Source organism: Yersinia bercovieri ATCC 43970 (genome assembly GCF_013282745.1).
Classification (GTDB): domain Bacteria; phylum Pseudomonadota; class Gammaproteobacteria; order Enterobacterales; family Enterobacteriaceae; genus Yersinia; species Yersinia bercovieri.
Window position 1 is genome coordinate 447464 of sequence record NZ_CP054044.1, and the last position, 13723, is coordinate 461186.

Sequence of the window (13723 nt, forward strand, 5' to 3'; positions counted from 1 at the left end):
AATGATTCCAGTGTACACGTGTACGCTTAAATATTCTGTCAGCATATGTAAGCCATAGTGTCGTAAACCGCAGTCTCGTAAACCATACATAGTGTCGGCGGTGCATCATTTGCCCATCCTCACCGTTATCGATCAGAGCCATCGGGGTTTACCAGCAGTGTGAAGGGCCGCTTGCGCGACCCTTGGTTTCATTCACAACACGGATTATTCGTAATCAGCAATTGGCACACATGAGCAGAACAGATTGCGGTCGCCGTAAACATCATCCAAACGTTTCACTGTCGGCCAATATTTGTTCTCCATCACACCGGCGATGGGGAAAACCGCCAACTCACGGCTATAGGGGTGCTGCCAGTCACCAACCAACTCAGCTTGGGTATGAGGCGCATTCACCAGTGGGTTATCTTCCAGCGGCCATTCGCCGTGGGTCACTTTTTCGATCTCCGCACGGATCGCCAGCATGGCATCAATAAAGCGATCTAACTCAACTTTACTTTCAGATTCAGTGGGTTCCACCATCAACGTCCCTGCCACAGGGAAGGACATGGTCGGCGCATGGAAGCCGAAATCAATTAATCGCTTGGCGATATCCATCTCGCTGATGCCAGTCGCCTCTTTCAGCGGGCGAATATCCAGAATACATTCGTGCGCGACGCGACCATCGTGACCGGTATACAGCACCGGATAGGCCCCTTTCAGGCGGGTCGCAATGTAGTTGGCATTCAGGATAGCCACCTGACTTGCTTGCTTCAGGCCATCGGCCCCCATCATGCGGATGTACATCCAGCTGATTGGCAAGATAGACGCGCTACCAAATGGTGCCGCAGAAACCGCCCCTTGCTGAGTGGTCATGCCATCAATTTGCACCACACTATGGCCGGGAACAAATGGCGCTAAATGGGCTTTGACGCCAATTGGCCCCATGCCTGGCCCGCCACCGCCGTGTGGGATGCAGAAGGTTTTGTGCAGATTAAGGTGGGAAACATCCGCGCCGATATAACCCGGCGTGGTGATCCCCACCTGCGCATTCATGTTCGCGCCATCAAGATAAACCTGGCCACCAAACTGATGCACGATCTGGCAAACCTCACGGATCGTCTCTTCGTACACGCCGTGGGTGGAGGGGTAGGTCACCATAATACATGACAGCTCATCACCGGCCTCACCCGCTTTTTGGCGCAGGTCATGCAAATCAATATTGCCTTGCTTATCACAGGCGACCACCACCACTGACATCCCCGCCATTTGTGCGGAAGCGGGGTTAGTGCCGTGGGCAGAGCTTGGGATCAGGCAGATATGGCGGCTCGGCTGATTGCGGCTCTCATGGTAGCGGCGGATCGCCAGCAGACCGGCATACTCCCCTTGTGCGCCCGAGTTCGGCTGCATACAGACGGCGTCATAACCGGTCAGTTGCACCAACCATTGTGACAGTTGACCAATCATCTGTTGATAGCCAGCCGCTTGCTCTGGCGGGCAGAATGGGTGCAGCTCAGCGAATTCCGGCCAAGTGATGGGGATCATCTCTGCGGCAGCATTCAGCTTCATGGTGCAGGAACCCAGCGGGATCATCGCCTGATTCAGCGCCAAATCTTTGCGCTCTAAACGATGCATATAGCGCATCATTTCGGTTTCGCTGTGGTAACGGTTAAAGACCGGGTGCGTCAGGATTGGCTCCTGGCGCAGCATTGCAGGCTGAATCGACTGGCTGTGCTGGCTGACTTTGGCATCAAGCTGGTCAATGTCCAAGCCGTGATTATCACCGACTAACAGGGCAAACAGCACCTGAATGTCTTCGCGGGAGGTGGTCTCATCCAGCGTGATACCTACAGCGCCATGAATGTCAGTGCGCAGGTTAATACCGAAACTCAATGCACGGGCCATTACCGCGGCTTTGTCTTTGACATCCACCGTCAGGGTATCAAACCAGTGCTGGAAGCGCAGAGTCAGACCCGCTTGCTGCAAACCCGCCGCCAGAATATCGGTCAGACGATGAATACGGCCAGCGATGCGCTGCAAGCCCTGTGGGCCATGGTAGACCGCATACAGACTGGCGATATTGGCCAGTAACACCTGAGAGGTACAGATATTGGAGTTGGCTTTTTCGCGGCGAATATGTTGCTCACGGGTTTGCATCGCCATGCGCAGCGCAGTGTTACCCGCAGCATCGCGCGATACCCCAATAATCCGGCCCGGCATTGAGCGCTTAAATTCGTCACGGCAGGCAAAGAAGGCGGCGTGTGGGCCGCCGTAGCCCATTGGCACACCAAAGCGCTGAGCGGAACCAAATACCACATCAGCCCCCTGTTTACCCGGTGCAGTCAGCAGCACCAACGCCATGATATCGGCGGCAACACTGGTAATAATTTTGCGTTTTTTCAGCTCAACCAACAGCGCACTGTAGTCATGCAGCTCGCCGGTGGTGCCCACTTGTTGCAGCAGTACGCCGAAGATACCTTCCAACTCCAGCACTTTTTCCGCACGATCAATGATCACTTCAAAACCAAAGGTTTCAGCGCGGGTCAGTACCACATCCAGAGTTTGCGGGTGAACGTCATCAGCGACGAAGAAGCGGTTCGCGTCTTTCAGCTTACTGGCGCGTTTAGCCAGCGCCATGGATTCTGCCGCTGCCGTGGCTTCATCCAGTAAAGAGGCGGACGCCAGATCCAGACCTGTCAGGTCTTGGGTCAATTGCTGGAAATTGAGCAGCGCTTCAAGGCGGCCTTGAGAAACTTCTGGCTGATAGGGGGTATAAGCGGTGTACCAACCCGGATTTTCCAGCATATTGCGCAGGATAACCGGTGGCGTCAGAACCGGGCTGTAGCCCATGCCAATATAGGATTTATAGCATTGATTCTGGCTGGCAATCCCTTTCAGTTCCGCCAGCGCCTGATGTTCAGTGGCGGCATCACCCACCGGTGGCGGGCTGGGCAATTGGATATCTGCCGGAACAATCTGCTGGATCAATGTACTTAACGAGCTGGCACCCACGGCGGCCAACATCTGTTGCTGCTGTTCAGTTGAGGAGCCGATATGGCGCTGAATAAAAGCATCGTTATGTTCAAGCTGGCTGAGATTCTGAGTCATTGCTACAAATTCCTGAATAGGGCATGGGACGGGAAGTGGCATTCATCTGGCCTAAGGGCTGGCATCAAAAAAGCCCCGATAAGCGGGGCTAAATTTATTTTACTCGTCGATAGCCGCCAGATAGGCATCAGCATCAAGCAAATTTTCCAGTTCGCTCTCATCTGACGCTTTAATGCTAAACAGCCAGCCATCAGTATAAGGCGCGCTGTTCACCAGCTCTGGTGAGCTTTCCAGTTCGGTATTGACCGCGACTATCTCACCGCTAATTGGCGCGTAGATATCGGATGCCGCTTTAACTGACTCAGCAACAGCACAGTCGCTGCCCGCTGAAACATCACTACCCACTTCTGGCAAATCAACAAACACCATGTCGCCCAGTAACTCCTGCGCGTGTTCAGTGATCCCGACACTATAGACGCCATCACCATCGGCACGAACCCACTCATGGGAAGAGGCATATTTTAACTCTGCTGGTACATTGCTCATTGCTGCAACTCCAATTAATTTGGCTATAGAGCCAATATTTAGGCTCGTATAAGCTGGAATGATGACAAATAGACTTACTGCACGACCGGCTTACCGGCCCGCACGAAACCCGGTTTTGTGACGCGCACTGGCATTTCACGATTACGAATCTGCACTACGGCACTCTCGCCGATACCGGCAGGCACACGGGCCAGCGCGATACTGAAGCCCAGTGTTGGCGAGAAGGAGCCGCTGGTGATAACCCCCACCTGCGCCTGACCCGAAGCATCAGTGAAATGCACCGGCAGCTCATTACGTAATACGCCTTTTTCGGTCATGATCAAGCCGACCAGTTGCTCAGTTCCATTAGCACGCTGCTGCTCCAGTGCTTCACGGCCAATAAACTGGCGATCTTCCGGCAACCAGGCCACCGTCCAGCCCATATTGGCGGCTAATGGGGAGACAGATTCATCCATCTCTTGGCCATAGAGATTCATACCCGCTTCCAGCCGCAGAGTGTCACGTGCACCCAGACCCGCAGGTTTCACGCCAGCGGCGAGCAGTTGTTGCCAAAACTCAACCACCTGCTCTTTTGGCAGCGCGATTTCATAGCCCGCCTCGCCAGTATAGCCAGTGGTGGCGACAAACAAATCACCCGCCTGAATACCAAAGAATGGTTTCATTCCTGCAACGGCTTGTTGCTGCTCAGTGGTCAGTAAAGTGGCTACTCGCTGTTGCGCCGTAGGGCCTTGTACGGCCACCAGCGCCAGATCGTCGCGCACAGTAATCTCAACCTGATACGGCTCAGCATGCTGAGTGATCCAGGCCAGATCTTTGTCACGGGTGGCGGAGTTAACCACTAAGCGGAAATAGTCTTCGCGGAGGAAGTAAACAATCAAATCGTCAATGACACCGCCGGACGCATTCAGCATCCCGCTGTAAAGGGCTTTGCCCGGCAGGGTCAGTTTGGCAACATCATTGGCTAACAGGTAGCGGAGGAATTCACGGGTACGCGCGCCGTGCAGGTCGACTATCGTCATGTGAGAAACATCAAACATACCGGCGTCCTGGCGCACGATATGGTGCTCGTCGATTTGCGAGCCATAATGCAATGGCATCATCCAGCCATGAAAATCTACCATGCGCGCACCGCACGCTACGTGTTGGTCATACAGCGGGGTCTGCTTAGCCATCTTTTCCCTCAATATACCCATCGCGCTTAGCACTACAGGGGGGAGCTTGCTTGCTACCCGCAACGCCAAGACTTTGGGAATAACATTAATGAGTGTTGTGTATCGGCTCCAAAACCCACTAAAAACAGGTATGAGCACCGCTACGCAAACGATACCTTTTACCCAACGTTATCACCGAATCTATCTGGTAACCATAAGCTAAAATAAGCAATGACACAGGATGAAGGTATAAAGTGCAGGGCTATTATGCAGAGTTTTCCACTGCAAAACTGCGCACACAGGCACACAATTAACAATTAAACAGTGAAAGTAGCGATGTTATATAACCAAACAGCCAAAACCCTATCAGATTCAACTTTTCAGGTTTTGGCTTGGCGTGAGAAAAACTAATGCGAAAAATGGACTGGAATTAGATTATTTCAACTGAAGAGGGAATTTCCCACAAAACTACTCTAGCCAAGCGGGCAAATCATTTAACCCCATCGCCTGCCGCACTAACTGCGGTTTAACCCCCGGCAAATTATCCGCCAGTGTTAACCCAAGATCCCGCAGCAGCTTTTTCGCCGGGTTGCTGCCGGCAAACAGTGAGCGGAAGCCCTGCATACTGGCGAGCATCACCGCAGCACTGTGCTTACGGCGGCGTTCATAACGGCGCAGGTAGAGGTGTTGACCGATATCTTTGCCCTGACGCTGTAAGCGCCGCAACTCTGAAACCAGCTCGGCGGCATCCATAAAGCCCAGATTAACCCCCTGTCCAGCCAGCGGGTGCACCGTATGGGCAGCATCGCCGACTAACGCCAACCGATGTGCCGCAAAGCTACGGGCGTAGCGCCCCATCAGCGGGAAGGTCTGGCGCTCACTCGCCAATTGGCACTGCCCTAAGCGCATATCAAATGCCATGCCCAGCGCTCGGTTGAACTCCTCTGCAGGCAGTGCGGCTAATTCGGCAGCGCGTTCAGGGGGCAGTGACCAGACAATTGAGCTGAGGTGCGGGTCACTAAATGGCAGGAAGGCCAGAATGCCGTCGCCATGAAATACCTGCCGAGCGGTGGCCTGATGAGGCTCTTCAGTGCGGATGGTCGCCACCAGTGCATGGTGCGCGTAATCCCAGAAAGTCAGTGGAATATCAGCATGTTGGCGCAACCAGGAGTGTGCGCCATCGGCGCCGACAACCAATTTGGCGCTGAGCATACGATCATCCGCCAGGGTGATAAAAGCTTCGCTCTCCCCCAAGCCACCTGTTTGAGGCTGGCGGGTGCTAACAGCGTGACTTCCGCCAGTTGGCTGGCACGCTGCCACAACGCCTGCTGAATCACGCGGTTTTCGATGATATGCCCAAGATGGCTAAAACCGTACTCATCCGCATGGAAAGTAATTTTGCCGAAACTGTCTTGATCCCAGACTTCCATGCCACTGTAAGGGCTAGCCCGCAGTGCTTGAATGCCGTCCCACACGCCAATTTTTTGCAGCAAGCGCTCACTAGCAGCATTGATCGCCGAGACGCGTAACGCCAACTCAGCAGTCAAGGGCGCGGATAGTGGCTCCGGCGCAGAGTGGTGCTCGAGAATGGCAATGCGCAGACCGCTGCCCTGCAAGCCGCAGGCCAATGCCAGACCGACCATTCCACCACCGGCGATTACTACGTCATATGATTGCATGCCGAAACATTTCCCCATGAAAATATGAAGTTAACTTACCCTAAAGATTTCTCGATGCAGGAAAGCGGCAAGCGAGAGACAAATTGGTCAACACACCTGCAATGTGGCAGAGCACGGGTAAAAAACTTTAACGTTCAACCCAGCCCAATGTTCGCCGGGCAAATGCATCACGAACCGCCGGCAGGTACTCCATCGACATCAATGCCAGGTTGCGACCCACCACCAGCGGCCCATAACGGTTGGCAAACAGGCGAATCAAGCCATCGGTGACACCAATGGTGGCCTGCTGATCCTGCCGCCGCCGCTGTTGGTATTGGGCAAGTACCCCGTAGTTGCCGGGATCGCGCCCCAACGAGGTGGCCTGCGCAATGGTTTCGGCAAGCGACATCACATCGCGCAGCCCCAGATTGAAGCCTTGCCCGGCAATCGGATGCAGTGTTTGCGCAGCATTGCCGACTAATGCCAGGCGGTGGCTGACATGGCGCGAGGCGGTGAGTAGCTGTAATGGATAGCTGTGGCGCTGCCCTACATGGCGCATTTTTCCCAACCGCCAGCCGAAAGCACGCTGTAACTCAGCCAGAAAACGGGTGTCGTCCCAGCTATCGACTTGCTGTTGATCTTGTTTTGCATGGCACCAGACCAGTGAGCTGCGCCCCTGCGACATCGGCAGCAGTGCCAATGGCCCATGGCGGGTAAAGCGCTCAAAGGCACGGCCCTCGGGCAGCTCGGAGGTGGTGACATTGGCAATCACCGCAATCTGCTGGTAATCCTGCTGCTGCCACTGAATATTACAGGCGCGGGCCAGTGTCGAGTGAGATCCATCTGCTGCCACCAGTAATTTGGCGCTCAGTTGCTGCCCATTATCCAGCGTCACAGCGGCGGATTCAGCAGTGCGCACCACATCCACCACTTTCGCCGGACAATGTAACGTCACACCCGGTGCTTTCTGCAACAAGGCGAACAGCCGTTTACCGGCATCAAACAGCTCAATGACATTACCCAGCGCCGGCACGCGATAGTCGTGCGCTCGTAAATTCACGCAGCCGGAGTGGCCGCTGTCGCTGACATGGACATGATCAATGGCGGTAGCACAATCGGCCAGTGCCGACCAGATGCCAATGCGGTCCAGCTGTTGGCATGTCCCCTGCGCCAGCGCAATGGCTCTGGCATCAAAACCCGGATGCGCTCGGCTATCCGGCTGCTGCGCTTCCACCAACGCGACTGGCACTCTTCCTTGCGTCAGGGATGAGATAGCCAGTGCCAGTGTCGCACCGGCCATACCGCCACCCACAATGATCACGCTCATCAGTTATCTCGCCGTCGCCATTAATGCTTCAATGTCATCGGGATCTTTTACCACACTGGCGGTCAGGTTCTCATTGCCGTCAGCGGTGATCACGATGTCATCCTCGATACGGATACCAATGCCGCGATACTGCGCGGGAACATCAGCATCCGGCGCGATGTAGAGACCCGGCTCGATAGTCAGCGCCATACCTGGCTCAAGAGTGCGGCCACGATCACTGTTGATATAGTCGCCGACATCATGGACATCCAGCCCCAGCCAGTGGCTCAACCCGTGCATAAAGAATGGCTTATGCGCCTGCTCCACGATGAGTTGCTCGACATCACCTTGCAAAATGCCCAAATCGACCAGGCCAGTAATCATGATCCGCACCACCTGCTCCGTCACTTCGCGGATGCTGGTGCCTGGGCGGAACAGTTCCAGTGATTTATTAATGGAGGCGAGCACGATGTCATAAATCTCCCGCTGCGCTGGCGTGAATTTGCCATTCACCGGGAAGGTGCGGGTGATATCGCCCGCATAGCCCTGATATTCGCAGCCCGCATCAATGAGCACCAGTTCGCCATCCCGCAGTTCACACTCATTTTCGGTGTAATGCAGGATGCAGCCATTTTCACCGCCGCCGACGATGGTGTTATAAGCCGGATAGCGCGCACCGTGGCGGGTAAATTCATGCAGAATCTCCCCTTCCAGCTGGTACTCAAACATACCGGGCCGGCATTTTTCCATTGCACGGGTATGGGCTAGCGCACTGATTTCACCCGCGCGGCGCATCACGGCAATCTCCTCTTCTGACTTAAACAGGCGCATTTCATGCAGCCATGGCCGCCAGTCAGTTAAGGTTGCAGGTGCACGCAGATTTTTACGAAAACCGTTACGTAATCTTTCCAGTGCGGCAAAGACAATTTTATCCGCGTAGGCGTATTGGCCCTGCGCGTGGTAAACCACATCAAGACGATTGAGCAGCAGGTAGAGTTGTTCATCGATCTCATCGAAAGGTAGCGCCCGATCAACCCCTAACTTCGCCGGGGCAGCCTCTTGCCCTAAGCGGCGACCAAACCAGATTTCAGCGGTTAAATCCCGCAGCCGGTTAAACAGCACGCTGTGGTTATGAGTCTCATCGCTTTTCACCAGAATCAGTACCGCCTGCGGCTCATTGAAGCCTGTCAGGTAGCTAAAATCGCTGTTCTGCCGATAGGGATATTCAGAATCTGCGCTGCGTGTAGCTTCTGGTGCCGCAAAAATAATTGCCGCACTGCCCGGAGCCATCTTCGCCAATAGCGCCTGACGGCGGTTCTGGTACTCTTGCTGAGTCATTACACCCTCCTGAAATATCCGATTTTCATCATCCAACGCACAACCTGGTTGGTTCGCTTAATGTAGCGTCGGCTTGCGCATCTCTGGCGCAGTAGGTTTTTCTTGCGTAAATTCGATATGGCACAAAATAGAGGCCACGCGCACATACTCAATGACCTCTTCCAGAGATTGGGCTAGCTCTTCCTGATCTTCATCTTCGTCATAGCCTAACTGAGCGATATTACGCAGATCGTCGATGGCTTCACCCACTTCTCCTTTCACCTGCGCCAATTTAGGTTGCAGCATCCCAAGCCCTAGCAGGAAATGGTTCACCCAACCGGATAATGCATCAGCGCGCTCAAATACCGTAATTTCATCGCCTTCAGGGATCAGCAACTGAAACATAAAACCTTCATTTTCCAGTGCATCTTGTGTTGCTTGATGTAACTGCTGTAACTGCAAACCTAGCGTCTGTGGGAAGGCAACACCGTCATTGGTCAGGTCATGCACCAACACGCGCCAGCCCTCGTCTTTACTACCACCGCAGAGTATGCCGCTGATCAGGCCGTGCATTTCAGCAGGGGTTAATGCCACTGCTTGCTGGTTCAACGCCAGGGCAACGGATTGATAAGTTGGTAATGTATTCTCTATAGACATGCGTATTGGTCATCGTTGGCTGGATAAGTTCATGTTATGCTACCATCAAGCTCAGTCCCTATACCAGAAAACGCATAGCCATATTACCCTATAGCTTTCAAGATGCAGGCAGGCGGCAAATGAAGGAATCCCGCTGAACTTACACCAGCAAGTGATTCGGTGAGTGAGAGCAGCCAACACACCAGCAACTTGAAAGATGACGGGTAGGGGTTGTATCTTGGTAAACAGGTATATATAGTGACGCCCGCTTTGCAGCTATGAGCAATTTGCCTCTGGTTTTCAAGGCTGGCGCGAAAATTAGTCAGGAAGGTGGCATGTCTGCACAACCGGTAGATATTCAAGTTTTTGGTCGCTCGTTAAGGGTAAACTGTCCGCCAGAACAACAAGATGCGTTGAATATGGCTGCAGAAGATCTTAACCAACGGTTGCAAGATCTTAAAGTTCGCACTAGAGTCACAAATACTGAGCAGTTAGTTTTTATCGCGGCATTGAACGTCTGTCACGAATTAGCTCAGGAAAGGTTGAAAACCCGTGACTATGCATCCAATATGGAGCAACGTATTCGGATGTTACAACAGACCATTGAACAGGCGCTGCTTGAACAAGGTCGCATCTCTGAACGTCAGGATGCACAGTTTGAATAAATCTCTGTTGAATGATAGATTCAATAGCGAGTAAAGAATTTCTCTGAGGTGTTTGCCAGCGGGCCAGTCCCCTGAGCCGATATTTAATACCAACAGAATGTAGTGCCTCCGTAACCGGTGCGCATGCTCGGTCCGCCGAGAAGCCTTAAGGTTGCGACGCTGCGTTCACCTTGAACCATGGGTTCAAGGGTTACAGCCTGCGGCGGCATCTCGGAGATCCCTTTCTTAGCGGGTAACTTATATTTTGAGTTATCACGTTCGTTTGATATAAGCCACTCTTCACCTCTTTAAGTCATCTGTCTTTAAGTCAACCACATGTCTTTAAGTCAACTACATGCATCTAAACCCGCAACAGACTTTGAATCCACAACACGCCCTTGAGCGGCATAACATTCGCAAAGAAATTCGTGCGCGTCGACGTCTGCTAACACCGGAACAACAGCAACACGCTGCCGATTTGGTCGCCAGTCATCTCGCTGCCCATGATAAAATTCAACAAGCCAACACCGTGGCGATATTTCTTTCCTTTGATGGTGAGCTGAATACCGGCCCTATCATTGAGATGTTGTGGCAGCAGCAAAAACAGGTTTACCTGCCTGTTCTCCACCCTTTCAGCGCCGGTAATCTATTATTTCTCCGCTATCGCCCCGATAGCCAGCTCATCCGTAATCGCCTGAAGATCCTGGAACCACAGCTTGATGTGCGTGAAGTTCTGCCGCTCAATCAGTTGGATGTGGTAATCACCCCTCTGGTGGCCTTTGATAGCCATGGTCAGCGCTTAGGTATGGGGGGCGGGTTTTATGATCGTACACTGCAACACTGGCAGCAAGCTGGCCCCTACCCTATTGGGCTGGCCCATGATTGCCAACGAGTCGAGCATTTACCGAGTGAATATTGGGATGTGCCGTTGCCAGAGATTGTGACAGCCGAAAAAGTCTGGCGCTGGTGAGCTAGGGCGTTCAACATAAAAAAACACCCGATATTATACATAGCGGGTGTTTAGTCATATCAGTACAACAAACGTGCGCGGATAGTCCCTGGGATAGCCTTCATCGCTTGCAACGCTCTTTCTGCATTTTCCTCATCATCAGTTTCAACGTCGATCACGACGTAACCGATTTCAGCGCTGGTTTGCAAATACTGCGCGGCGATGTTGACGTTCTGCTCAGCAAAGATTCTGTTAATGCTGGTCAGAATGCCTGGGCGGTTCTCATGGATATGCAGCAGACGGCGGGTATTATCACCATGGGCTGGCAGAGAAACTTCCGGGAAGTTGACCGCAGACAGCGTGGAGCCGTTATCGGAATACTTCGCCAACTTACCGGCCACTTCATCACCGATATTTTCCTGCGCTTCCTGAGTTGAACCACCGATATGCGGAGTCAATAACACATTGTCAAACTCACACAATGGTGAATTGAACGGCTCTTTATTGGTTGCTGGCTCTTCAGGGAAGACGTCGATTGCCGCCCCTGCCAGATGATTGCTCGCCAAAGCATCACACAGGGCCGGGATATCAACCACAGTACCGCGTGAGGCGTTAATTAGCATCGCGCCCGGCTTCATCAGGGCCAACTGCTCAGGGCCAATCATATTTTTGGTGGAGTGGTTTTCCGGCACATGCAGGCTAATCACATCACTCATATTCAGCAAATCAGACAGATGGCGAACCTGCTGTGCATTCCCCAACGACAGCTTATTTTCGATATCGTAGAAGAAAACTTTCATGCCGACACTTTCAGCCAAAATACCCAGCTGTGTGCCGATATGACCATAACCGATGATGCCCAGTTTCTTACCGCGGGCTTCATAGGAGCCGACCGCCAGCTTATTCCACTCACCACGATGGGCTTTGGCATTCGCCGACGGAATCCCTCGGAACATCAGCAGTAACTCACCCAGCACCATTTCGGCCACCGAACGAGTATTGGAGAAAGGTGCATTGAATACCGGCACGCCGCGCGTGGTGGCCGCCTTTAAATCAACCTGATTGGTACCGATACAGAAACAACCAACCGCAACCAATTTTTCTGCTGCGGCAAAAACCTCTTCGGACAGATGAGTGCGCGATCGAATTCCGATGAAGTGGGCATCACGAATAGATTCTTTCAGTGATTCGGTGTCTAAGGCACCTTTATGGTATTCAATATTGCTATATCCGGCTGCACGCAGATTATCAACTGTGCTCTGGTGCACCCCTTCCACTAACAGAAACTTAATTCTGTCTTTCTCCAGTGATACTTTTGCCATGTCCCCGACCCTATTTTCAGACTTCAGATGTGGCTGCCGCTATCGAATGAATCCGGTCAGCACCCTGTCAACATAACAAATATTACGCAGGCAGCAATACAAACGATTGCCTACCTATCAGCATAACAATCAGCACAAGTGTTAATTTATGGAATAAAAAACTGGCGGCGAGAGGGTTAATGGTAGGTTAATAAATTGAAATGACGAAATGTGATATATATCACCAAATTTAACGTTTTTAAGAAAAGATATTTAAAGGCAAAAAAGTTATCAGGATGAAGCTGTGTCACCTCATCCTGAAAATGATTTAGCCGATTATTTTACTATCGTCTTAACACCATCAGCGGTGCCAATCAGTGCCACATCAGCACCACGGTTGGCAAATAACCCGACCGTCACCACACCGGCAATTCCGTTGATTTTATTCTCTAACGCCACAGCATCCAAAATCGTCAGGTTGTGCACATCCAAAATAACGTTGCCGTTATCGGTCAGCACATTTTGGCGATATTCTGGCAATCCGCCCAGCTTAACCAACTCACGAGCCACATAAGAGCGGGCCATCGGGATCACTTCGACGGGCAGCGGGAACTTGCCCAGCAGATCAACCTGTTTGCTCGCATCGGCAATGCAGATAAACTTACGGGCGATTGCCGCAATGATTTTCTCGCGGGTCAGGGCCGCACCACCGCCTTTGATCATCTGCATATGGCCGTTAATCTCATCAGCGCCATCAACATAGATATCCAGCACATCCACTTCGTTGCAATCAAAGACATGAATGCCGTAACTTTTCAGTTTAGCGGTAGAGGCGTCAGAGCTGGAAACCGCCCCTTCAATTTGATCTTTGATCGAGCCGAGAGCATCAATAAAGTGTGCTGCGGTGGAGCCAGTACCAACGCCGACGATGGTGCCGGGTTTGACGTAATCTAATGCTGCCCAGCCCACTGCTTTTTTAAGTTCATCCTGAGTCATGGTGAGTTCACTGCCTATGATATGAAAAAACTGTATCCATTATAGAACATGCGCAGGATAAATCGTCGCAATAAAGCGGACTTGCGACGCGGTTAATTCTAGCTGGATCACAGTTATAGCGGTTTATTTATGGCGGGCACTTTACTCTTCAGCCAGAGTAAAATGACCAAAATATGGCGGCGAAATGTGGCATAG

General features: G+C 52.4%; 10 protein-coding genes, 1 other RNA gene and 1 pseudogene. 3 read left to right on the forward strand and 9 right to left on the reverse strand.

The window, feature by feature from the left end; genetic code table 11:
• Nucleotides 1-204 precede the first annotated feature (204 nt).
• The 7 genes and pseudogenes from gcvP to HRK25_RS02175 all read right to left on the reverse strand — a co-directional run bounded on the left by gcvP (nucleotide 205) and on the right by HRK25_RS02175 (nucleotide 9659).
• Nucleotides 205-3084, reverse strand: coding sequence for an aminomethyl-transferring glycine dehydrogenase (gene gcvP, locus HRK25_RS02145; protein ID WP_005279333.1), 2880 nt, complete (start codon nucleotides 3082-3084; stop codon nucleotides 205-207).
• Between the two features lie 99 nt (nucleotides 3085-3183).
• Nucleotides 3184-3570 carry a glycine cleavage system protein GcvH gene (gcvH, locus tag HRK25_RS02150; RefSeq protein WP_005279332.1) on the reverse strand — a complete coding sequence of 129 codons (387 nt, stop codon included), beginning with the start codon at nucleotides 3568-3570 and terminating at the stop codon, nucleotides 3184-3186.
• 74 nt (nucleotides 3571-3644) lie between these two features.
• Nucleotides 3645-4742, reverse strand: a complete 1098-nt coding sequence (gcvT, locus tag HRK25_RS02155) for a glycine cleavage system aminomethyltransferase GcvT (protein ID WP_005279331.1) — start codon at nucleotides 4740-4742, stop codon at nucleotides 3645-3647.
• 447 nt (nucleotides 4743-5189) lie between these two features.
• Nucleotides 5190-6400, reverse strand: a pseudogene (ubiI, locus tag HRK25_RS02160) (FAD-dependent 2-octaprenylphenol hydroxylase).
• Between the two features lie 127 nt (nucleotides 6401-6527).
• Nucleotides 6528-7706 (reverse strand): 2-octaprenyl-6-methoxyphenyl hydroxylase, encoded by a 1179-nt coding sequence (gene ubiH / locus HRK25_RS02165; protein WP_099460519.1) that lies wholly within the window; start codon nucleotides 7704-7706, stop codon nucleotides 6528-6530.
• A 3-nt stretch (nucleotides 7707-7709) separates the two neighbouring features.
• Nucleotides 7710-9023 (reverse strand): Xaa-Pro aminopeptidase, encoded by a 1314-nt coding sequence (gene pepP / locus HRK25_RS02170; RefSeq protein WP_032898622.1) that lies wholly within the window; start codon nucleotides 9021-9023, stop codon nucleotides 7710-7712.
• Between the two features lie 57 nt (nucleotides 9024-9080).
• Nucleotides 9081-9659, reverse strand: coding sequence for a YecA/YgfB family protein (locus HRK25_RS02175; protein ID WP_005277852.1), 579 nt, complete (start codon nucleotides 9657-9659; stop codon nucleotides 9081-9083).
• Between the two features lie 314 nt (nucleotides 9660-9973).
• Between HRK25_RS02175 and zapA the strand changes: the two genes are divergently transcribed.
• The 3 genes from zapA (at nucleotide 9974) to HRK25_RS02190 (ending at nucleotide 11252) form a co-directional block, all read left to right on the forward strand.
• The gene (zapA, locus tag HRK25_RS02180) at nucleotides 9974-10303 is read left to right on the forward strand and encodes a cell division protein ZapA (RefSeq protein WP_004715962.1); all 330 of its coding nucleotides are present in this window, start codon (nucleotides 9974-9976) and stop codon (nucleotides 10301-10303) included.
• A 37-nt stretch (nucleotides 10304-10340) separates the two neighbouring features.
• A non-coding RNA gene (ssrS, locus tag HRK25_RS02185) (6S RNA) lies at nucleotides 10341-10524 on the forward strand.
• Between the two features lie 113 nt (nucleotides 10525-10637).
• Entirely contained in the window at nucleotides 10638-11252 is a 615-nt protein-coding gene (locus HRK25_RS02190) for a 5-formyltetrahydrofolate cyclo-ligase (RefSeq protein WP_005277847.1), read from the forward strand.
• Between the two features lie 59 nt (nucleotides 11253-11311).
• Here HRK25_RS02190 and serA read toward each other — a convergent pair whose 3' ends face one another.
• Together serA and rpiA are read right to left on the reverse strand one after the other, a co-directional pair.
• Entirely contained in the window at nucleotides 11312-12553 is a 1242-nt protein-coding gene (gene serA, locus HRK25_RS02195) for a phosphoglycerate dehydrogenase (RefSeq protein ID WP_005277844.1), read from the reverse strand.
• Nucleotides 12554-12868: 315 nt separating this feature from the next.
• Nucleotides 12869-13528 (reverse strand): ribose-5-phosphate isomerase RpiA, encoded by a 660-nt coding sequence (gene rpiA / locus HRK25_RS02200; RefSeq protein WP_005277838.1) that lies wholly within the window; start codon nucleotides 13526-13528, stop codon nucleotides 12869-12871.
• Nucleotides 13529-13723 lie beyond the last annotated feature (195 nt).

Coding starts and splice junctions, on each gene's coding strand:
- gcvP (WP_005279333.1), bottom strand. CDS start 3,084: ATGACTCAGAATCTCAGCCAGCTTGAACATAACGATGCTTTTATTCAG.
- gcvH (WP_005279332.1), bottom strand. CDS start 3,570: ATGAGCAATGTACCAGCAGAGTTAAAATATGCCTCTTCCCATGAGTGG.
- gcvT (WP_005279331.1), bottom strand. CDS start 4,742: ATGGCTAAGCAGACCCCGCTGTATGACCAACACGTAGCGTGCGGTGCG.
- ubiH (WP_099460519.1), bottom strand. CDS start 7,706: ATGAGCGTGATCATTGTGGGTGGCGGTATGGCCGGTGCGACACTGGCA.
- pepP (WP_032898622.1), bottom strand. CDS start 9,023: ATGACTCAGCAAGAGTACCAGAACCGCCGTCAGGCGCTATTGGCGAAG.
- HRK25_RS02175 (WP_005277852.1), bottom strand. CDS start 9,659: ATGTCTATAGAGAATACATTACCAACTTATCAATCCGTTGCCCTGGCG.
- zapA (WP_004715962.1), top strand. CDS start 9,974: ATGTCTGCACAACCGGTAGATATTCAAGTTTTTGGTCGCTCGTTAAGG.
- HRK25_RS02190 (WP_005277847.1), top strand. CDS start 10,638: ATGCATCTAAACCCGCAACAGACTTTGAATCCACAACACGCCCTTGAG.
- serA (WP_005277844.1), bottom strand. CDS start 12,553: ATGGCAAAAGTATCACTGGAGAAAGACAGAATTAAGTTTCTGTTAGTG.
- rpiA (WP_005277838.1), bottom strand. CDS start 13,528: ATGACTCAGGATGAACTTAAAAAAGCAGTGGGCTGGGCAGCATTAGAT.